General features: G+C 48.5%; 30 protein-coding genes and 1 pseudogene. 29 read left to right on the forward strand and 2 right to left on the reverse strand.

The annotated features are described in order from the left end of the window. Window positions 1-84 precede the first annotated feature (84 nt). The 6 genes from rpsL (at window position 85) to bfr (ending at window position 5,424) form a co-directional block, all read left to right on the forward strand. Entirely contained in the window at window positions 85-459 is a 375-nt protein-coding gene (rpsL, locus tag A7K98_RS00520; RefSeq protein WP_003852912.1) for a 30S ribosomal protein S12, read from the forward strand. A 95-nt stretch (window positions 460-554) separates the two neighbouring features. Beyond that, window positions 555-1,025 carry a 30S ribosomal protein S7 gene (gene rpsG, locus A7K98_RS00525; protein ID WP_038016579.1) on the forward strand — a complete coding sequence of 157 codons (471 nt, stop codon included), beginning with the start codon at window positions 555-557 and terminating at the stop codon, window positions 1,023-1,025. Window positions 1,026-1,118: 93 nt separating this feature from the next. Beyond that, complete coding sequence (fusA, locus tag A7K98_RS00530) at window positions 1,119-3,233, forward strand: elongation factor G (RefSeq protein ID WP_087486822.1); 2,115 nt, start codon at window positions 1,119-1,121, stop codon at window positions 3,231-3,233. Between the two features lie 67 nt (window positions 3,234-3,300). Further along, window positions 3,301-4,485 (forward strand): elongation factor Tu, encoded by a 1,185-nt coding sequence (gene tuf, locus A7K98_RS00535; protein ID WP_087486823.1) that lies wholly within the window; start codon window positions 3,301-3,303, stop codon window positions 4,483-4,485. A 163-nt stretch (window positions 4,486-4,648) separates the two neighbouring features. Continuing rightward, window positions 4,649-4,843 (forward strand): bacterioferritin-associated ferredoxin, encoded by a 195-nt coding sequence (gene bfd / locus A7K98_RS00540; RefSeq protein ID WP_087486824.1) that lies wholly within the window; start codon window positions 4,649-4,651, stop codon window positions 4,841-4,843. Between the two features lie 98 nt (window positions 4,844-4,941). After that, window positions 4,942-5,424: a bacterioferritin gene (gene bfr / locus A7K98_RS00545; protein WP_087486825.1), complete on the forward strand. Its 483-nt coding sequence runs from the start codon at window positions 4,942-4,944 to the stop codon at window positions 5,422-5,424. Here bfr and A7K98_RS00550 read toward each other — a convergent pair. Then, a complete protein-coding gene (locus A7K98_RS00550; RefSeq protein ID WP_232461579.1) occupies window positions 5,402-5,932 on the reverse strand; it encodes a prepilin peptidase in 531 nt (176 codons plus the stop codon). The two genes, bfr and A7K98_RS00550, sit on opposite strands and share 23 nt — an antisense overlap. A gap of 18 nt (window positions 5,933-5,950) precedes the next feature. Beyond that, window positions 5,951-6,175 (reverse strand): annotated as a pseudogene (locus A7K98_RS21695) (prepilin peptidase); the annotation flags it as partial. Window positions 6,176-6,554: 379 nt separating this feature from the next. On the opposite strand from A7K98_RS21695, the gene rpsJ reads away from it, so the two are divergent. From rpsJ to rpmJ, 23 genes are all read left to right on the forward strand, one after another. Continuing rightward, window positions 6,555-6,866, forward strand: a complete 312-nt coding sequence (gene rpsJ, locus A7K98_RS00555) for a 30S ribosomal protein S10 (RefSeq protein ID WP_001181005.1) — start codon at window positions 6,555-6,557, stop codon at window positions 6,864-6,866. A 31-nt stretch (window positions 6,867-6,897) separates the two neighbouring features. Then, the gene (gene rplC, locus A7K98_RS00560; protein WP_087486827.1) at window positions 6,898-7,524 is read left to right on the forward strand and encodes a 50S ribosomal protein L3; all 627 of its coding nucleotides are present in this window, start codon (window positions 6,898-6,900) and stop codon (window positions 7,522-7,524) included. A 10-nt stretch (window positions 7,525-7,534) separates the two neighbouring features. After that, entirely contained in the window at window positions 7,535-8,140 is a 606-nt protein-coding gene (rplD, locus tag A7K98_RS00565) for a 50S ribosomal protein L4 (protein ID WP_087486828.1), read from the forward strand. After that, a complete protein-coding gene (gene rplW / locus A7K98_RS00570) occupies window positions 8,137-8,439 on the forward strand; it encodes a 50S ribosomal protein L23 (protein ID WP_087486829.1) in 303 nt (100 codons plus the stop codon). Before rplD ends, rplW begins: the two co-directional genes overlap by 4 nt. A gap of 17 nt (window positions 8,440-8,456) precedes the next feature. After that, a complete protein-coding gene (rplB, locus tag A7K98_RS00575; protein ID WP_038016594.1) occupies window positions 8,457-9,278 on the forward strand; it encodes a 50S ribosomal protein L2 in 822 nt (273 codons plus the stop codon). A 16-nt stretch (window positions 9,279-9,294) separates the two neighbouring features. Then, the gene (gene rpsS, locus A7K98_RS00580; protein WP_001138115.1) at window positions 9,295-9,573 is read left to right on the forward strand and encodes a 30S ribosomal protein S19; all 279 of its coding nucleotides are present in this window, start codon (window positions 9,295-9,297) and stop codon (window positions 9,571-9,573) included. Window positions 9,574-9,587: 14 nt separating this feature from the next. Next, window positions 9,588-9,920, forward strand: coding sequence for a 50S ribosomal protein L22 (gene rplV, locus A7K98_RS00585; RefSeq protein WP_038016596.1), 333 nt, complete (start codon window positions 9,588-9,590; stop codon window positions 9,918-9,920). 17 nt (window positions 9,921-9,937) lie between these two features. Further along, window positions 9,938-10,639, forward strand: a complete 702-nt coding sequence (gene rpsC / locus A7K98_RS00590) for a 30S ribosomal protein S3 (protein ID WP_038016598.1) — start codon at window positions 9,938-9,940, stop codon at window positions 10,637-10,639. A gap of 12 nt (window positions 10,640-10,651) precedes the next feature. Next, complete coding sequence (gene rplP, locus A7K98_RS00595) at window positions 10,652-11,062, forward strand: 50S ribosomal protein L16 (RefSeq protein WP_025902045.1); 411 nt, start codon at window positions 10,652-10,654, stop codon at window positions 11,060-11,062. Continuing rightward, window positions 11,062-11,253 (forward strand): 50S ribosomal protein L29, encoded by a 192-nt coding sequence (gene rpmC, locus A7K98_RS00600; protein WP_038016599.1) that lies wholly within the window; start codon window positions 11,062-11,064, stop codon window positions 11,251-11,253. Before rplP ends, rpmC begins: the two co-directional genes overlap by 1 nt. Further along, complete coding sequence (gene rpsQ / locus A7K98_RS00605) at window positions 11,253-11,507, forward strand: 30S ribosomal protein S17 (protein ID WP_038016601.1); 255 nt, start codon at window positions 11,253-11,255, stop codon at window positions 11,505-11,507. Before rpmC ends, rpsQ begins: the two co-directional genes overlap by 1 nt. Before the next feature lie 170 nt (window positions 11,508-11,677). Further along, the gene (gene rplN / locus A7K98_RS00610) at window positions 11,678-12,049 is read left to right on the forward strand and encodes a 50S ribosomal protein L14 (protein ID WP_006120590.1); all 372 of its coding nucleotides are present in this window, start codon (window positions 11,678-11,680) and stop codon (window positions 12,047-12,049) included. A gap of 10 nt (window positions 12,050-12,059) precedes the next feature. Further along, entirely contained in the window at window positions 12,060-12,374 is a 315-nt protein-coding gene (gene rplX, locus A7K98_RS00615; protein WP_038016604.1) for a 50S ribosomal protein L24, read from the forward strand. Between the two features lie 14 nt (window positions 12,375-12,388). Further along, window positions 12,389-12,928, forward strand: a complete 540-nt coding sequence (gene rplE / locus A7K98_RS00620) for a 50S ribosomal protein L5 (RefSeq protein WP_038016606.1) — start codon at window positions 12,389-12,391, stop codon at window positions 12,926-12,928. Between the two features lie 14 nt (window positions 12,929-12,942). Further along, complete coding sequence (rpsN, locus tag A7K98_RS00625; RefSeq protein WP_025902039.1) at window positions 12,943-13,248, forward strand: 30S ribosomal protein S14; 306 nt, start codon at window positions 12,943-12,945, stop codon at window positions 13,246-13,248. Window positions 13,249-13,281: 33 nt separating this feature from the next. Then, complete coding sequence (rpsH, locus tag A7K98_RS00630; RefSeq protein WP_038016608.1) at window positions 13,282-13,674, forward strand: 30S ribosomal protein S8; 393 nt, start codon at window positions 13,282-13,284, stop codon at window positions 13,672-13,674. Window positions 13,675-13,686: 12 nt separating this feature from the next. Beyond that, window positions 13,687-14,220 carry a 50S ribosomal protein L6 gene (gene rplF / locus A7K98_RS00635; protein ID WP_087486830.1) on the forward strand — a complete coding sequence of 178 codons (534 nt, stop codon included), beginning with the start codon at window positions 13,687-13,689 and terminating at the stop codon, window positions 14,218-14,220. 9 nt (window positions 14,221-14,229) lie between these two features. Further along, window positions 14,230-14,583 (forward strand): 50S ribosomal protein L18, encoded by a 354-nt coding sequence (gene rplR, locus A7K98_RS00640; protein ID WP_038016613.1) that lies wholly within the window; start codon window positions 14,230-14,232, stop codon window positions 14,581-14,583. A 14-nt stretch (window positions 14,584-14,597) separates the two neighbouring features. Further along, on the forward strand, window positions 14,598-15,098 hold the full coding sequence (rpsE, locus tag A7K98_RS00645; RefSeq protein WP_025902035.1) for a 30S ribosomal protein S5: 501 nt from the start codon (window positions 14,598-14,600) through the stop codon (window positions 15,096-15,098). 5 nt (window positions 15,099-15,103) lie between these two features. Next, a complete protein-coding gene (gene rpmD, locus A7K98_RS00650; RefSeq protein WP_038016616.1) occupies window positions 15,104-15,283 on the forward strand; it encodes a 50S ribosomal protein L30 in 180 nt (59 codons plus the stop codon). A 3-nt stretch (window positions 15,284-15,286) separates the two neighbouring features. Further along, complete coding sequence (rplO, locus tag A7K98_RS00655; protein WP_087486831.1) at window positions 15,287-15,721, forward strand: 50S ribosomal protein L15; 435 nt, start codon at window positions 15,287-15,289, stop codon at window positions 15,719-15,721. An 8-nt stretch (window positions 15,722-15,729) separates the two neighbouring features. Next, window positions 15,730-17,061: a preprotein translocase subunit SecY gene (gene secY / locus A7K98_RS00660; RefSeq protein WP_087486832.1), complete on the forward strand. Its 1,332-nt coding sequence runs from the start codon at window positions 15,730-15,732 to the stop codon at window positions 17,059-17,061. Between the two features lie 32 nt (window positions 17,062-17,093). Further along, a complete protein-coding gene (gene rpmJ, locus A7K98_RS00665; RefSeq protein WP_004160566.1) occupies window positions 17,094-17,210 on the forward strand; it encodes a 50S ribosomal protein L36 in 117 nt (38 codons plus the stop codon). Window positions 17,211-17,221: the final 11 nt, after the last annotated feature.

Raw genomic sequence — 17,221 nt, forward strand, 5'->3', positions numbered from 1 at the left:
GCCCTAAAATTCTGCGTCCTCGTAGAAATACGAGGCGATTTATTACGTGTTTACGAAGCAAAAGCTAAATCCAGGAGCTATTTAATGGCAACAGTTAACCAGCTGGTTCGCAAACCACGCGTACGCAAAGTTGCAAAAAGCAACGTGCCTGCGCTGGAAGCCTGCCCGCAAAAACGTGGTGTTTGTACTCGTGTATATACTACCACTCCTAAAAAACCGAACTCAGCATTACGTAAAGTATGCCGTGTTCGCCTGACCAACGGTTTCGAAGTAACTTCGTACATCGGTGGTGAAGGCCATAACCTGCAGGAACACTCAGTGATCCTGATCCGTGGCGGTCGTGTAAAAGACCTGCCAGGTGTGCGTTACCACACCGTTCGCGGCGCACTTGACTGTTCAGGTGTTAAAGACCGTAAACAGGCTCGTTCTAAGTACGGTGTGAAGAAGCCAAAGGCTTAATGGACTCCGTTAAGTAAGGCCAAACGTTTTAATATAAATGTCAGAATAAACTCGTAGAGTTTTGGACAATCCTGAATTTTCAACGGAGAATTTCCATGCCACGTCGTCGTGTGATTGGTCAACGTAAAATCCTGCCAGATCCTAAGTTCGGATCTGAGTTGCTGGCCAAATTTGTAAATATTCTGATGGTAGACGGTAAAAAATCTACTGCAGAAGCTATCGTATATACTGCGCTTGAGACCCTGGCTCAGCGCTCTGGTAAAACTGAACTGGACGCTTTCGACATTGCTCTCGAAAACGTACGTCCTACAGTAGAAGTTAAATCCCGCCGTGTAGGTGGTTCTACTTATCAGGTACCAGTTGAAGTCCGTCCGGTCCGTCGTAATGCTCTGGCTATGCGTTGGATCGTTGAAGCTGCTCGTAAACGCGGTGATAAATCTATGGCTTTGCGCCTGGCGAACGAACTTTCTGATGCTGCAGAGAATAAAGGTACTGCAGTTAAGAAACGTGAAGACGTTCACCGTATGGCTGAAGCTAACAAGGCGTTCGCTCACTACCGTTGGTAATCACCACGGTGTAGTTGTTAACCCGGCGGACGCTCATGTAGCTAAGCCGCCGTGGTTTACTTACATAGAACGTCCGGAATTCAGAGGAATCAAATGGCTCGTACAACACCCATTGCTCGCTACCGTAACATTGGTATCAGTGCACACATCGACGCCGGTAAAACCACAACTACCGAGCGTATTCTGTTCTACACCGGTGTAAACCATAAAATCGGTGAAGTTCATGATGGCGCTGCAACCATGGACTGGATGGCTCAGGAACAGGAACGTGGTATTACCATCACGTCTGCTGCGACGACTGCTTTCTGGTCTGGTATGGCGAAACAGTTTGAACCACACCGTATCAACATTATTGATACCCCGGGACACGTTGACTTTACTATCGAAGTAGAGCGTTCAATGCGTGTTCTGGATGGTGCAGTAATGGTTTACTGTGCGGTTGGCGGCGTTCAGCCTCAGTCTGAGACTGTATGGCGTCAGGCTAACAAATATAAAGTTCCACGCATCGCGTTCGTTAACAAAATGGACCGTATGGGTGCTAACTTCCTGAAAGTTGTTGGCCAGATTAAAAGCCGTCTGGGCGCTAACCCTGTTCCATTGCAGTTAGCAATTGGCGCAGAAGAAGGTTTCACCGGTGTTGTTGACCTGGTGAAAATGAAAGCGATCAACTGGAACGAAGAAGACGCAGGCGTAACTTTTGTTTACGAAGATATCCCTGCTGATCTGGCTGACCTGGCTGAAGAATGGCGCCAGAACCTGGTTGAAGCTGCAGCAGAAGCTTCCGAAGAGCTGATGGAGAAATACCTCGGCGGTGAAGAACTGACTGAAGAAGAGATCAAACAGGCTCTGCGTCAGCGCGTTCTGAACAATGAAATCATCCTGGTTACCTGTGGTTCTGCATTTAAGAACAAAGGTGTTCAGGCGATGCTGGATGCAGTAGTTGAATATCTGCCGTCACCAACAGATGTACCTGCAATTAAAGGTATGCTGGACGACGGTAAAGATACTCCTGCTGAGCGTCATGCAGATGACAGCGAACCGTTCTCTGCTTTAGCATTTAAAATTGCTACCGACCCGTTCGTGGGTAACCTGACATTCTTCCGTGTGTACTCTGGTGTAGTAAACTCCGGTGACACCGTGCTGAACTCAGTGAAATCTGCCCGTGAGCGTTTTGGCCGTATTGTTCAGATGCATGCTAACAAGCGTGAAGAGATCAGCGAAGTTCGCGCAGGCGATATCGCTGCGGCTATCGGTCTGAAAGACGTTATTACTGGTGATACTCTGTGTGATCCAAGCGCTCCAATCATCCTGGAACGTATGGAATTCCCTGAGCCGGTAATCTCTATCGCCGTTGAACCAAAAACCAAAGCTGACCAGGAAAAAATGGGTCTGGCTCTGGGCCGTCTGGCTAAAGAAGACCCGTCATTCCGTGTGTGGACTGACGAAGAATCTAACCAGACTATCATCGCTGGTATGGGTGAATTACACCTCGATATCATCGTTGACCGTATGAAGCGTGAATTCAACGTTGAAGCGAACGTGGGTAAACCACAGGTTGCTTACCGTGAAGCTATCCGCTCTAAAGTTACCGATATCGAAGGTAAACACGCCAAACAGTCTGGTGGTCGTGGTCAGTATGGTCATGTTGTTATCGACATGTACCCACTGGAACCAGGTTCTAACCCAACGGGCTACGAGTTTGTCAACGATATCAAAGGTGGTGTAATTCCAACAGAATACATCCCTGCGGTAGACAAAGGTATCCAGGAGCAGCTGAAATCAGGTCCACTGGCGGGTTATCCGGTAGTTGATCTGGGTGTTCGTCTGCACTTTGGTTCATACCATGACGTTGACTCCTCTGAGCTGGCGTTTAAACTGGCTGCTTCTATCGCCTTTAAAGATGGCTTTAAGAAAGCAACTCCGGTTCTGCTTGAGCCTATCATGAAGGTTGAAGTTGAAACGCCTGAAGAGAATACTGGTGACGTCATCGGTGACCTGAGCAGACGTCGTGGTATGCTGAAAGGGCAGGAATCCAACGCAACTGGCGTTGAAATTCATGCAGAAGTACCACTGTCTGAAATGTTCGGTTACGCAACTCAGTTGCGTTCTCTGACCAAAGGTCGTGCTTCTTACTCCATGGAGTTCCTGAAGTATGATGATGCGCCGAACAACGTAGCGCAGGCCGTTATTGAAGCTCGTAGTAAATAAGACTACGGTTTAATTTTGAACAGATGCCTTCATCGGATGATGAAGGCATAACGTAAGGAATATCGCCATGGCGAAAGAGCAATTTCAACGTAACAAACCACACGTTAACGTCGGTACTATCGGCCACGTTGACCACGGTAAAACCACTCTGACTGCTGCAATCACTACCGTACTGGCTAAAACCTACGGCGGTGCTGCTCGTGCATTCGACCAGATCGATAACGCACCAGAAGAAAAAGCTCGTGGTATTACCATCAATACTTCACACGTAGAATACGAAACCCCAAGCCGTCACTATGCACACGTTGACTGCCCGGGCCACGCCGACTACGTTAAAAACATGATCACCGGTGCTGCTCAGATGGACGGCGCTATCCTGGTTGTTGCTGCTACTGACGGCCCTATGCCTCAGACCCGTGAGCACATCCTGCTGGGCCGCCAGGTTGGCGTTCCTTACATCATCGTGTTCCTGAACAAGTGTGACATGGTTGATGATGAAGAGCTGCTGGAGCTGGTAGAAATGGAAGTCCGTGACCTGCTGTCACAGTACGATTTCCCAGGCGACGACACTCCAATCGTTCGTGGTTCAGCGCTGAAAGCACTGGAAGGCGACGCAGAGTGGGAAGCTAAAGTTGTTGAACTGGCTGGATTCCTGGATTCTTACATCCCGGAACCACAGCGTGCGATTGACCTGCCATTCCTGCTGCCAATCGAAGACGTATTCTCAATCTCTGGCCGTGGTACTGTTGTTACAGGTCGTGTAGAGCGCGGAATCATCAAAGTTGGTGAAGAAGTTGAAATCGTAGGTATCAAAGATACTGCGAAATCAACCTGTACCGGTGTTGAAATGTTCCGTAAACTGCTTGACCAGGGTCAGGCGGGTGAGAACGTTGGTGTTCTGCTGCGTGGTATCAAACGCGAAGAAATCGAACGTGGTCAGGTCCTGGCAAAACCAGGTTCAATCAAGCCACACACCAAGTTCGAGTCAGAAGTTTATATTCTGTCTAAAGACGAAGGCGGCCGTCATACTCCGTTCTTCAAAGGCTACCGTCCACAGTTCTACTTCCGTACAACTGACGTGACCGGAACCATCGAACTGCCAGAAGGCGTTGAGATGGTAATGCCTGGTGACAACATCAAAATGGTTGTTACCCTGATCCACCCAATCGCGATGGATGACGGTCTGCGTTTCGCAATCCGTGAAGGTGGTCGTACTGTAGGTGCTGGTGTTGTTGCTAAAGTTATCGCTTAATTGTCGATAGTTTAGAACCATCAGGAAAAGGGCGCTTCGGCGCCCTTTTTTATTTTTAGAAACAGCAGCAAAGCGATCAAATACAAATAATTATTGTAACGCTAACAATTCTCATTTAGTATTGTGTATGAAATCTGTACGATGATGAATTCAGGACCGCGATATGTATGTTTGTCTTTGCAATGCTGTGAGTGATAAGGCTATCCGTGCCGCAGTTCGCCAACACCAGCCTGCATCATTTAAAGAGTTGCAACGTATCGTTCCTGTGGGCACTCAGTGTGGTAAATGTGTGCGTTCAGCCAGAGAAATATTAGAGCATGAACGGGAATCAATGGTTATCTTCCTTCAGTCTGCCTGATCCAGCTATAAGTAAATTGCCTGCCTGAAAATTGCTGCTTTTTTGACTTCCCTCCACCGCCAACTACTCTGTTAGTAACTGGAAACGGAGGATGTACTATGAAAGGCGATAAAAAAGTAATAATTCATTTAAATAAACTGCTTGGAAATGAACTGGTTGCAATTAACCAGTATTTTTTGCATGCCCGAATGTTTAAGAACTGGGGCCTGATGCGACTCAATGATATTGAGTATCATGAGTCAATCGATGAAATGAAACATGCTGATAAATATATCGAGCGTATTTTGTTTCTTGAGGGGCTGCCAAATCTTCAGGATCTCGGGAAACTGCGTATTGGTGAAGATGTGGAAGAGATGCTGCGATCAGATCTCACTCTTGAACTGGAAGGTGCAGTTGACCTGCGTGAAGCAATATCTCATGCGGATAAGGTTCACGATTATGTTACCCGTGATCTTCTTATAGAAATTCTTGCTGATGAGGAACACCACATTGACTGGCTGGAAACCGAACTCGAACTGATAGGCAGGGTAGGGATCCAGAATTACATTCAGACGCAAATTAAAGAGCAGGCGGATAGTTAACTAAATTGTTTAAAACAAAACATATCCATCCCGCAACCGCCAGATAGCATCCAAACGGAAGCGGGATATTTTCCTGTAGACCCGCAATGATTCTCCTTTGACAGCATAAAACAAATAAGGTCAGTACTGCAGCTATGACAACTACGGAGGGCAATATTTGCCATCCACACCATGCTCCGATAGCAGCTAACAATTTCATATCACCTCCACCTATTCCCTCGGTTTTTCTCCAGGCGCAATACAGGGCGTTGAGAAAAAATAGTGCGAGATAGCCAGAGCAAGCCCCTAAGATACGAGTCTGTGTATCAGCCAGCGAAAAATAATCACCTAGTAGTAGTCCGGACCACAACAAAGCAAACACCAGTTCATCCGGAAGCAGTAGCAGTCTCATATCGATGGTTGCGAGCAGAAATAATAATGAAGAGAAAAAAATTACTGCGGTAAGTTGTATAGGGTCAGGGTGTAACCAGTAGAGCAGCAGGCAGACTGATCCGCAACCAGCTTCCATAATCAGTAGTTTAAGCGTAATCCGTTGCCGGCAATAACGACAACGTCCCTTTAGCCAGATAAAACTTAGCAGAGGGAGTAGATCATACCAACGCAGAAGATGGTGGCATGTAAGACAGTGAGAAGGCGGGCGACAAAATTGCTGGCATCTGGCAAAAAAAGAGTTGCGGGGACAGTAGCGGTCTCCGGCCAGACAAAGGAAACTGCCAAGCAGAGTGCCGAAGACAAATACAATGAGTGGCATAAAAACTTATCCGTTGAGTAGTGTCCACTCAGCTTCTCAAATAATTCGTTCTATTAATAATCCCTTGTGATTCTTTCCCGGAACTTAACGCATCTTATTACTCCGGGCACCACGCATTGCATTAAACTCCCGGAAATCATCACATTTATGCTGTTCAAAAACGCATCAGCCCTTGCTATACGGTCAAATATACGTATAATGCGCGGGCTTGCTGAAATTAGCGGCGCGATTCGAGCAGAATCGCAGGTACGCGATTTGCGTTACCTGACAATACTCCCGATTGGGGAGTTATATGCTGAACGATTACACTCCCCCATCAATCGTAATGGGTGTGAGGAGTAATTATTTTTGTTTATAAAATGTTTGGAGCTCTGGTCTCATGCAGAACCAAAGAATCCGTATCCGTCTTAAAGCGTTTGATCATCGTCTGATCGATCAATCAACCGCGGAAATCGTTGAGACTGCCAAGCGCACTGGTGCGCAGGTTCGTGGTCCAATCCCGCTGCCGACTCGTAAAGAGCGCTTTACCGTTCTGATTTCTCCGCACGTTAACAAAGATGCGCGCGATCAGTACGAAATTCGCACTCACAAACGTCTGGTTGACATCGTTGAGCCAACTGAAAAGACCGTTGATGCTCTGATGCGTCTGGATCTGGCTGCCGGTGTTGATGTGCAGATCAGCCTGGGCTAATCAGGTTTCGAGCGATTAAGAGGTTGATACAATGATTGGATTAGTCGGTAAGAAAGTCGGAATGACTCGTATCTTCACAGAAGATGGCGTTTCAATTCCTGTAACCGTAATCGAAGTTGAAGCAAACCGCGTTACTCAGGTCAAAGGCCTGGAGAGCGATGGTTACCAGGCTATTCAGGTCACCACCGGTGCTAAAAAAGCAAGCCGTGTTGGTAAGCCTGAAGCAGGTCATTTTGCTAAAGCTGGCGTAGAAGCTGGCCGTGGTCTGTGGGAATTCCGCACCGAAGGTGAAGAATTTACCGTTGGCCAGAGCATCAGTGTTGATATCTTCGCTGAAGTTAAAAAAGTAGACGTAACTGGCACCTCTAAAGGTAAAGGTTTCGCAGGTACCGTTAAGCGCTGGAACTTCCGTACCCAGGACGCGACACACGGTAACTCCTTGTCACACCGCGTACCGGGTTCTATCGGTCAGAACCAGACTCCGGGCAAAGTGTTCAAAGGCAAGAAAATGGCAGGTCAGCTGGGTAACGAACGTGTCACCGTTCAGAGCCTGGAAGTCGTTCGCGTTGATGCCGAGCGCAACCTGCTGCTGGTTAAAGGTGCAGTTCCCGGTGCAACCGGAAGCGACCTGATTGTTAAACCAGCTGTGAAGGCGTAAGGGGATAGCAATGGAATTAGTATTGAAAGACGCGCAGAGCGCGCTGACTGTTTCCGAAACTACCTTCGGTCGTGATTTCAACGAAGCGCTGGTTCACCAGGTTGTTGTTGCTTATGCAGCAGGCGCCCGTCAGGGTAGCCGCGCGCAGAAGACTCGCGCAGAAGTAACTGGCTCTGGTAAAAAACCATGGCGCCAGAAAGGCACCGGCCGCGCTCGTTCAGGTTCTGTTAAGAGCCCAATCTGGCGTTCAGGTGGTGTGACTTTTGCTGCACGGCCTCAGGACCACAGTCAAAAAGTTAACAAAAAGATGTACCGCGGAGCGCTGAAAAGCATTCTGTCTGAACTGGTACGTCAGGAACGTTTGATCGTTGTTGAACAGTTCTCTGTAGAAGCGCCTAAAACTAAGCTGCTGGCTCAGAAACTGAAAGACATGGCTCTGGAAGATGTGCTGATCATCACCGGTGAACTGGATGAGAATCTGTTCCTGGCTGCACGTAACCTGTTCAAGGTTGACGTACGTGATGCAGCGGGCATTGACCCAGTTAGCCTGATCGCCTTCGACAAAGTCGTTATGACTGCTGACGCAGTTAAGCAAGTTGAGGAGATGCTGGCATGATCCGTGAAGAACGTCTGCTGAAAGTCGTGCGCGCGCCGCACGTATCTGAAAAAGCATCTGCTGCGATGGAAAAAACAAATACCATCGTTCTCAAAGTTGCGAAAGATGCGACCAAAGCAGAGATCGTTGCTGCCGTAGAAAAGCTGTTCGAAGTTGAAGTTAAAGACGTAAACACCCTGGTTGTTAAAGGGAAAGTTAAGCGTCACGGACAGCGTGTTGGTCGTCGTAGCGACTGGAAAAAAGCTTACGTCACCCTGAAAGAAGGCCAGAATCTGGACTTCGTCGGCGGCGCAGAGTAAGTCGGAGGAGAGAAACAATGGCAATTGTTAAATGTAAACCGACATCTCCGGGTCGTCGCCACGTAGTTAAAGTGGTGAACCCTGAGCTGCACAAGGGCAAACCTTTTGCTCCGCTGCTGGAAAAAAACAGCAAAAGCGGTGGCCGTAATAATAACGGTCGTATCACTACCCGTCATATCGGTGGTGGTCACAAGCAGGCTTACCGTATTGTTGACTTCAAACGCAACAAAGATGGTATCCCGGCTGTCGTTGAACGTCTTGAGTACGATCCGAACCGCTCTGCAAATATTGCACTGGTTCTGTACAAAGATGGTGAACGCCGTTATATCCTGGCACCAAAAGGTTTAAAAGCTGGCGACCAGATTCAGTCTGGCGTTGATGCTGCGATTAAAGCAGGTAACACCCTGCCGATGCGTAACATCCCAGTAGGTTCAACTGTACATAACGTAGAAATGAAACCAGGCAAAGGCGGTCAAATTGCTCGCTCTGCTGGTACTTACGTGCAGATCGTTGCGCGTGATGGTTCCTACGTAACCCTGCGTCTGCGTTCAGGTGAGATGCGTAAAGTCGAAGCTGACTGCCGCGCAACACTGGGCGAAGTCGGTAACGCTGAGCATATGCTGCGCGTTCTGGGTAAAGCAGGTGCAACTCGCTGGCGTGGTGTTCGTCCTACCGTTCGTGGTACTGCGATGAACCCAGTCGATCACCCGCACGGTGGTGGTGAAGGTCGTAACTTTGGTAAGCACCCGGTAACTCCGTGGGGCGTACAGACCAAAGGTAAGAAGACCCGCAGCAACAAGCGTACTGATAAATTTATCGTACGTCGCCGTAGCAAATAATTTTAGAGGATAAACCATGCCACGTTCTCTCAAGAAAGGTCCTTTTATTGACCTGCACTTGCTGAAGAAGGTAGAGAAAGCGGTGGAAAGCGGTGACAAGAAGCCCCTGCGCACCTGGTCCCGTCGTTCAACGATCTTTCCTAACATGATCGGTTTGACCATCGCTGTCCATAATGGTCGTCAGCATGTACCTGTTTTTGTTTCCGACGAAATGGTTGGTCACAAACTGGGTGAATTTGCGCCGACTCGTACTTATCGCGGTCACGCGGCTGATAAAAAAGCCAAGAAGAAATAAGGTAGGAGGAAGAGATGGAAACTATCGCTAAACATCGCCATGCTCGTTCTTCTGCTCAGAAGGTTCGCCTGGTTGCGGATCTTGTACGCGGTAAGAAAGTGTCGCAGGCTCTGGATATCCTGACTTACACCAATAAGAAAGCAGCCTTACTGGTTAAAAAAGTTCTGGAATCTGCCATTGCTAACGCCGAACACAACGATGGCGCTGACATCGACGATCTGAAAGTCGCGAAAATTTTCGTCGACGAAGGCCCTAGCATGAAGCGCATTATGCCGCGTGCTAAAGGTCGTGCAGATCGCATCCTGAAGCGCACCAGCCACATTACTGTGGTTGTGTCCGATCGCTGAGACTCTGGAGACTAGCAATGGGTCAGAAAGTACATCCTAATGGTATTCGTCTGGGTATTGTAAAACCCTGGAACTCTACCTGGTTCGCAAATACCAACGAATTCGCTGACAACCTGGACAGCGATTTTAAAGTACGTCAGTTCCTGAACAAAGAACTGGCAAAAGCGTCTGTATCTCGCATCGTTATCGAGCGTCCGGCTAAAAGCATTCGTGTGACTATTCACACTGCTCGCCCTGGTATCGTTATCGGTAAGAAAGGTGAAGACGTAGAAAAACTGCGTAATGTCGTCGCGAAAATCGCTGGCGTACCTGCGCAAATCAATATCGCCGAAGTCCGTAAACCGGAACTGGACGCTAAATTGGTTGCTGACAGCATCACTTCACAGCTGGAACGTCGTGTTATGTTCCGTCGTGCTATGAAGCGTGCAGTACAGAACGCAATGCGTCTGGGCGCTAAAGGTATCAAAGTTGAAGTAAGCGGCCGTCTTGGCGGTGCTGAAATCGCGCGTACCGAATGGTACCGTGAAGGTCGTGTTCCGTTGCATACACTGCGTGCGGATATCGATTACAACACCTCAGAAGCGCACACCACTTATGGTGTAATCGGCGTTAAGGTATGGATCTTCAAAGGTGAGATTCTGGGTGGTATGGCTGCTGTTGAACAACCGGAAAAACCGGCTGCTCAACCTAAAAAGCAGCAGCGTAAAGGCCGTAAGTAAGGAGAGTCGCTGATGTTACAACCAAAGCGTACGAAATTCCGTAAAGTGCACAAAGGCCGTAACCGCGGTCTGGCTGCTGGTACGGATATTAGCTTCGGTACTTTCGGTCTGAAAGCTGTTGGCCGTGGTCGTCTGACTGCCCGTCAGATCGAAGCAGCACGTCGTGCTATGACCCGTGCAGTTAAGCGTCAAGGTAAAATTTGGATCCGTGTATTCCCGGACAAACCAATTACTGAGAAGCCGCTTGAAGTCCGTATGGGTAAAGGTAAGGGTAACGTAGAGTATTGGGTTGCCCTGATCCAGCCTGGTAAAGTCCTGTATGAAATGGACGGAGTATCAGAAGAGCTGGCCCGTGAGGCATTCAAGCTGGCAGCAGCAAAACTGCCTATCAAAACCACCTTTGTAACTAAGACGGTGATGTAATGAAAGCAACTGAGCTGCGTGAAAAAAGTGTTGAAGATTTAAACACTGAGCTGCTTAACCTGTTGCGTGAGCAGTTTAACCTGCGCATGCAAGCGGCATCCGGCCAGCTGCAGCAGACCCATCTGCTGAAGCAAGTCCGTCGTGATGTTGCACGCGTTAAGACTTTACTGACTGAGAAGGCGGGTGCGTAATGACCGATAAAATCCGTACTCTGCAAGGTCGTGTTGTTAGTGACAAAATGCAGAAATCTGCGGTTGTTGCTATCGAACGTTTCGTGAAACACCCGATTTACGGTAAATTCATTAAGCGTACGACTAAGCTGCACATCCATGATGAGAACAATGAATGTGGAACTGGTGACGTGGTAATTATTCGCGAATGCCGTCCACTGTCTAAGACTAAGTCCTGGACTCTTGTACGCGTTGTGGAAAAAGCGGTTCTGTAATAGAATCTCTTTTCTGTGAAAAAAATAGATGAACGGCTCGTCTGAGCCGTTCATTTTTTCTACCCATCTACGAGAACCGGTGTTATAATGCCGCGCCCTCGATAATGGGGCTTTTAAACGACCTGAAAGTTAGGTCCCGAAGTAGTAGTTGACATTAGCGGAGCACTAAAATGATCCAAGAACAGACTATGCTGAACGTCGCCGACAACTCCGGTGCGCGTCGCGTAATGTGTATCAAGGTTCTGGGTGGCTCGCACCGTCGCTACGCAGGCGTTGGCGACATTATTAAAGTTACCATCAAGGAAGCAATTCCTCGCGGTAAAGTTAAGAAAGGTGACGTCCTGAAGGCGGTAGTGGTGCGCACCAGGAAGGGTGTTCGTCGCCCTGACGGTTCTGTCATTCGCTTCGATGGTAATGCATGCGTTATTTTAAACAATAACAGCGAGCAACCTATCGGAACGCGTATTTTTGGGCCGGTAACTCGTGAACTTCGTACTGAAAAGTTCATGAAAATTATCTCTCTGGCACCTGAAGTACTCTAAGGAGCGAATCATGGCAGCGAAAATCCGTCTTAACGACGAAGTTATCGTGATTACCGGGAAAGACAAAGGTAAGCGCGGTAAAGTAAAAAATGTTTTGTCTTCCGGCAAAGTCATCGTTGAAGGTATCAATCTGGTTAAGAAACATCAGAAGCCGGTTCCGGCCCTGAATCAACCAGGTGGCATCGTTGAAAAAGAAGCTGCTATTCAGGTTTCTAACGTTGCAATTTTCAATGCGGCATCCGGCAAGGCTGACCGTGTAGGCTTTAGATTCGAAGACGGTAAAAAAGTCCGTTTCTTCAAATCTAACAGCGAAACTATCAAGTAATTTGGAGTAGTACGATGGCGAAACTGCATGATTACTACAAAGACGAAGTAGTTAAGAAACTCATGACTGAGTTTAACTACAATTCAGTCATGCAAGTCCCTCGGGTCGAGAAGATCACCCTGAATATGGGTGTTGGTGAAGCGATCGCTGACAAGAAACTGCTGGACAATGCAGCAGCAGACCTGGCAGCAATCTCCGGTCAAAAACCGCTGGTCACCAAAGCACGCAAATCAGTTGCAGGCTTCAAAATCCGTCAGGGCTATCCGATCGGCTGTAAAGTAACCCTACGTGGCGAACGTATGTGGGAGTTCCTTGAGCGCCTGATCATCATTGCTGTACCTCGTATCCGTGACTTCCGTGGTTTATCTGCGAAGTCTTTCGACGGCCGTGGTAACTACAGCATGGGTGTCCGTGAGCAGATCATCTTCCCAGAAATCGATTACGATAAAGTCGATCGCGTCCGTGGTTTGGATATTACCATTACCACTACTGCGAAATCTGATGATGAAGGCCGTGCTCTGCTGGCAGCCTTTGACTTCCCATTCCGCAAGTAAGGTAGGGTAAATTCATGGCTAAGCAATCTATGAAAGCACGCGAAGTTAAGCGTGTAAAACTAGCAGACAAGTTCTTCGCGAAACGCACTGAACTGAAAGCGATCATCTCTGATGTGAACGCTTCTGACGAAGATCGTTGGAATGCTGTTCTTAAGCTTCAGGCTCTGCCGCGTGATTCCAGCCCGTCCCGTCAGCGTAACCGCTGCCGCCAAACTGGCCGTCCTCACGGCTATGTAGGTAAGTTCGGGTTGAGCCGCATCAAGTTACGTGAAGCCGCCATGCGCGGTGAAGTACCTGGCTTGAAAAAGGCTAGCTGGTAATTGTCACCAATTGAATCACGGGAGTAAAGACTGATGAGCATGCAAGATCCGATCGCGGATATGCTGACCCGTATCCGTAACGGTCAGGCCGCGAATAAAGTTGCGGTCACCATGCCTTCCTCCAAGCTGAAAGTGGCAATCGCCAACGTGCTGAAGGAAGAAGGCTATATTGAAGAATTTAAAATCGAAGGCGACACTAAGCCTGAACTGGAATTAACTCTTAAGTATTTCCAGGGCAAGGCAGTAGTAGAAAGCATTCAGCGTGTAAGCCGTCCTGGTCTGCGTATTTATAAGCGCAAAGACGAACTGCCAAAAATCATGGCAGGGATGGGTATCGCAGTTGTTTCTACTTCTCAGGGTGTCATGACTGATCGTGCAGCGCGCCAGGCTGGTCTTGGTGGCGAAATTATCTGCTACGTAGCGTAATCGGAGGGTAAAATGTCTCGTGTTGCTAAAGCACCAGTCGTTATTCCTGCCGGCGTAGAGGTAAAACTCAACGGTCAGGAAGTTTCGATCAAAGGTAAAAACGGCGAGCTGGCTCGTACTATCAATAAAGCTGTTGAAGTTAAGCAGGCTGACAACGCACTGACTTTCGCTCCACGCGAAGGTTTCGTTGACGGCTGGGCACAGGCAGGTACTGCTCGTGCACTGCTGAACTCAATGGTTATCGGTGTTACCGAGGGCTTCACCAAGAAGCTGCAGCTGGTTGGTGTTGGTTATCGTGCGGCTGTCAAAGGCAACGCAGTTAGCCTGTCACTGGGTTTTTCTCACCCGGTTGAACATCAGCTGCCTGCAGGGATCACTGCTGAGTGTCCGACTCAAACTGAAATCGTGCTGAAAGGCGCTGATAAGCAGGTGATCGGCCAGGTAGCAGCTGACTTGCGCGCCTACCGTCGTCCTGAGCCTTACAAAGGCAAGGGTGTCCGTTACGCCGACGAAGTCGTGCGTACCAAAGAGGCTAAGAAGAAGTAAGGTAACACTATGGATAAGAAATCTGCTCGTATCCGTCGTGCGACCCGTGCACGTCGCAAGCTCAAAGAGCTGGGTGCTACTCGCCTGGTGGTACATCGTACCCCGCGTCATATTTACGCACAGGTAATCGCTCCGAACGGTTCCGAAGTTCTGGTTGCTGCTTCTACTGTAGAAAAAGCTATCACTGAACAACTGAAGTACACTGGAAACAAAGATGCTGCCATTGCTGTTGGTAAAGCTATCGCAGAGCGTGCAGTCGAGAAAGGTATCACTACCGTTTCTTTCGACCGTTCTGGTTTCCAATATCATGGTCGTGTCCAGGCACTGGCAGATGCTGCCCGTGAAGCTGGCCTTCAGTTCTAAGGTAGAGGTCTAGGATGTCACACATCGAGAAACAAGCTGGCGAACTGCAGGAAAAACTGATCGCGGTAAACCGTGTATCTAAAACCGTTAAAGGTGGTCGTATTTTCTCCTTCACAGCTCTGACTGTTGTTGGTGATGGTAACGGTCGCGTTGGTTTTGGTTACGGTAAAGCGCGTGAAGTTCCAGCAGCTATCCAGAAAGCGATGGAAAAAGCCCGTCGCAACATGGTAAATGTCGCGCTGAATAACGGTACCCTGCAACACCCTGTTAAAGGTGTTCACACTGGTTCCCGCGTATTCATGCAGCCTGCTTCAGAAGGTACGGGTATCATTGCCGGTGGTGCAATGCGTGCTGTTCTGGAAGTCGCAGGAATTCATAACGTTCTGGCTAAAACATATGGTTCTACTAACCCGATCAACGTGGTTCGTGCAACTATTGATGGCCTGAGCAACATGAATTCTCCTGAGATGGTCGCTGCTAAGCGTGGTAAAACCGTCGAAGAAATTCTGGGGTAATTATCATGGCAAAGACTATTAAGATTACTCAAACCCGTAGTGCAATCGGTCGTCTGCCTAAACATAAGGCAACACTGCTTGGCCTGGGTCTGCGTCGCATTGGTCATACTGTAGAACGTGAGGATACTCCTGCGGTTCGCGGTATGGTTAACGCGGTTTACTACATGGTTAAAGTGGAGGAGTAAGAGATGCGTTTAAATACTCTGTCTCCGGCCGAAGGGTCTAAGCACGCTTCCAAACGTTTGGGTCGTGGTATTGGTTCCGGTCTCGGTAAAACCGGTGGTCGTGGTCACAAAGGTCAGAACTCACGTTCTGGCGGTGGCGTACGTCGCGGTTTCGAGGGTGGCCAGATGCCTTTATACCGTCGTCTGCCTAAATTTGGTTTTACTTCTCGCAAAGCAATGATCACAGCCGAAGTTCGTCTGTCTGATCTGGCGAAAGTAGAAGGCGGCGTGGTTGACCTGAATACGCTGAAAGCAGCTAACATTATCGGAATTCAGATTGAATTTGCGAAAGTTATTCTGTCTGGCGAAGTTTCTGCTCCGGTAACGGTTCGCGGCCTGCGTGTCACCAAAGGTGCTCGTGCTGCAATCGAAGCTGCTGGCGGTAAAATTGAGGAATAAGTGAGCTGATGGCTAAACAACCGGGATTAGATTTTCAAAGTGCCAAGGGTGGAGTAGGTGAACTAAAACGCAGACTGTTGTTTGTAATAGGTGCACTGATCGTCTTCCGTATTGGCTCTTTTATTCCGATCCCCGGTATTGATGCCACAGTCCTTGCCAAACTGCTTGAACAACAGCGTGGCACCATCATTGAAATGTTTAACATGTTCTCTGGTGGTGCTTTAAGCCGTGCTTCAATCTTTGCTCTGGGTATTATGCCGTATATTTCGGCATCTATTATTATCCAGCTGCTGACGGTGGTTCATCCGGCGTTAGCAGAGATTAAGAAAGAAGGGGAGGCTGGACGTCGTAAGATTAGCCAGTATACCCGTTACGGTACGTTAGTATTGGCCATATTCCAGGCTGTGGGCATTGCCACCGGTCTGCCGAATATGCCAGGTATGCAAGGTCTGGTAACCACTCCGGGCTTTGCATTCTACTTTACTGCTGTTGTGAGCCTGGTGACCGGGACGATGTTCCTGATGTGGCTGGGTGAGCAGATTACTGAACGAGGTATTGGTAACGGTATCTCGATCATTATCTTTGCCGGTATTGTCGCGGGTTTACCGCAGGCCATTGGCCACACTATCGAGCAAGCGCGGCAAGGTGACCTGAACTTCCTCCTGTTGCTGTTGGTTGCAGTTCTCGTATTTGCAGTGACATTCTTTGTTATCTACGTTGAACGTGGTCAACGCCGCATTGTGGTGAACTACGCTAAACGTCAACAAGGTCGTCGTGTATACGCTGCACAGAGCACACATTTACCGTTGAAAGTAAATATGGCTGGTGTAATCCCTGCTATCTTTGCTTCCAGCATTATCCTGTTTCCGGCGACGATTGCGTCCTGGTTCGGGGGCGGTACCGGTTGGAACTGGCTGACAACTATTTCGATGTATTTACAGCCAGGTCAGCCGCTTTATGTGCTACTCTATGCGACTGCAATCATCTTCTTCTGTTTCTTCTATACGGCGTTGGTTTTCAACCCACGTGAAACAGCAGATAACCTGAAGAAGTCTGGTGCATTCGTACCGGGAATTCGTCCGGGAGAGCAAACGGCCAGGTATATCGATAAGGTAATGACGCGTTTAACTTTGGTTGGCGCCTTATATATTACTTTTATCTGTCTGATCCCGGAGTTCATGCGTGAGGCGATGAATGTCCCCTTCTACTTCGGCGGTACTTCACTGCTGATTGTAGTTGTCGTCATCATGGACTTTATGGCTCAAGTGCAAACTCTGATGATGTCAAGTCAGTATGAGTCTGCATTGAAGAAAGCAAACCTGAAAGGCTACGGCCGTTAATTCAGGAGCTTGAGAAGTTACGGAGAGTAAAAATGAAAGTTCGTGCTTCCGTCAAGAAATTATGTCGTAACTGCAAAATCATCCGTCGCGACGGTGTTGTACGTGTGATTTGCAGTGCCGAGCCTAAGCATAAACAGCGCCAAGGCTGATTTTTTCGCAT

It is taken from the genome of Tatumella citrea (assembly GCF_002163585.1).
In the GTDB taxonomy this organism is placed as follows: Bacteria; Pseudomonadota; Gammaproteobacteria; order Enterobacterales; family Enterobacteriaceae; genus Tatumella; species Tatumella citrea.

Bases quoted from the DNA above. Each gene is read 5' to 3' on its own strand.
- rpsJ (WP_001181005.1), top strand. From the start codon at position 6,555: ATGCAGAACCAAAGAATCCGTATCCGTCTTAAAGCGTTTGATCATCGT.
- rplW (WP_087486829.1), top strand. From the start codon at position 8,137: ATGATCCGTGAAGAACGTCTGCTGAAAGTCGTGCGCGCGCCGCACGTA.
- rpsS (WP_001138115.1), top strand. From the start codon at position 9,295: ATGCCACGTTCTCTCAAGAAAGGTCCTTTTATTGACCTGCACTTGCTG.
- rplR (WP_038016613.1), top strand. From the start codon at position 14,230: ATGGATAAGAAATCTGCTCGTATCCGTCGTGCGACCCGTGCACGTCGC.
- rpsQ (WP_038016601.1), top strand. From the start codon at position 11,253: ATGACCGATAAAATCCGTACTCTGCAAGGTCGTGTTGTTAGTGACAAA.
- rplC (WP_087486827.1), top strand. From the start codon at position 6,898: ATGATTGGATTAGTCGGTAAGAAAGTCGGAATGACTCGTATCTTCACA.
- bfd (WP_087486824.1), top strand. From the start codon at position 4,649: ATGTATGTTTGTCTTTGCAATGCTGTGAGTGATAAGGCTATCCGTGCC.
- fusA (WP_087486822.1), top strand. From the start codon at position 1,119: ATGGCTCGTACAACACCCATTGCTCGCTACCGTAACATTGGTATCAGT.
- secY (WP_087486832.1), top strand. From the start codon at position 15,730: ATGGCTAAACAACCGGGATTAGATTTTCAAAGTGCCAAGGGTGGAGTA.
- rpsH (WP_038016608.1), top strand. From the start codon at position 13,282: ATGAGCATGCAAGATCCGATCGCGGATATGCTGACCCGTATCCGTAAC.
- rpmC (WP_038016599.1), top strand. From the start codon at position 11,062: ATGAAAGCAACTGAGCTGCGTGAAAAAAGTGTTGAAGATTTAAACACT.
- rpsL (WP_003852912.1), top strand. From the start codon at position 85: ATGGCAACAGTTAACCAGCTGGTTCGCAAACCACGCGTACGCAAAGTT.
- rplE (WP_038016606.1), top strand. From the start codon at position 12,389: ATGGCGAAACTGCATGATTACTACAAAGACGAAGTAGTTAAGAAACTC.
- rplO (WP_087486831.1), top strand. From the start codon at position 15,287: ATGCGTTTAAATACTCTGTCTCCGGCCGAAGGGTCTAAGCACGCTTCC.
- rplB (WP_038016594.1), top strand. From the start codon at position 8,457: ATGGCAATTGTTAAATGTAAACCGACATCTCCGGGTCGTCGCCACGTA.
- rpsC (WP_038016598.1), top strand. From the start codon at position 9,938: ATGGGTCAGAAAGTACATCCTAATGGTATTCGTCTGGGTATTGTAAAA.
- rplD (WP_087486828.1), top strand. From the start codon at position 7,535: ATGGAATTAGTATTGAAAGACGCGCAGAGCGCGCTGACTGTTTCCGAA.
- tuf (WP_087486823.1), top strand. From the start codon at position 3,301: ATGGCGAAAGAGCAATTTCAACGTAACAAACCACACGTTAACGTCGGT.
- rplX (WP_038016604.1), top strand. From the start codon at position 12,060: ATGGCAGCGAAAATCCGTCTTAACGACGAAGTTATCGTGATTACCGGG.
- rpmD (WP_038016616.1), top strand. From the start codon at position 15,104: ATGGCAAAGACTATTAAGATTACTCAAACCCGTAGTGCAATCGGTCGT.
- bfr (WP_087486825.1), top strand. From the start codon at position 4,942: ATGAAAGGCGATAAAAAAGTAATAATTCATTTAAATAAACTGCTTGGA.
- rpsN (WP_025902039.1), top strand. From the start codon at position 12,943: ATGGCTAAGCAATCTATGAAAGCACGCGAAGTTAAGCGTGTAAAACTA.
- rplP (WP_025902045.1), top strand. From the start codon at position 10,652: ATGTTACAACCAAAGCGTACGAAATTCCGTAAAGTGCACAAAGGCCGT.
- rpsG (WP_038016579.1), top strand. From the start codon at position 555: ATGCCACGTCGTCGTGTGATTGGTCAACGTAAAATCCTGCCAGATCCT.
- rplF (WP_087486830.1), top strand. From the start codon at position 13,687: ATGTCTCGTGTTGCTAAAGCACCAGTCGTTATTCCTGCCGGCGTAGAG.
- A7K98_RS00550 (WP_232461579.1), bottom strand. From the start codon at position 5,932: ATGGAAGCTGGTTGCGGATCAGTCTGCCTGCTGCTCTACTGGTTACAC.
- rpsE (WP_025902035.1), top strand. From the start codon at position 14,598: ATGTCACACATCGAGAAACAAGCTGGCGAACTGCAGGAAAAACTGATC.
- rplN (WP_006120590.1), top strand. From the start codon at position 11,678: ATGATCCAAGAACAGACTATGCTGAACGTCGCCGACAACTCCGGTGCG.
- rplV (WP_038016596.1), top strand. From the start codon at position 9,588: ATGGAAACTATCGCTAAACATCGCCATGCTCGTTCTTCTGCTCAGAAG.
- rpmJ (WP_004160566.1), top strand. From the start codon at position 17,094: ATGAAAGTTCGTGCTTCCGTCAAGAAATTATGTCGTAACTGCAAAATC.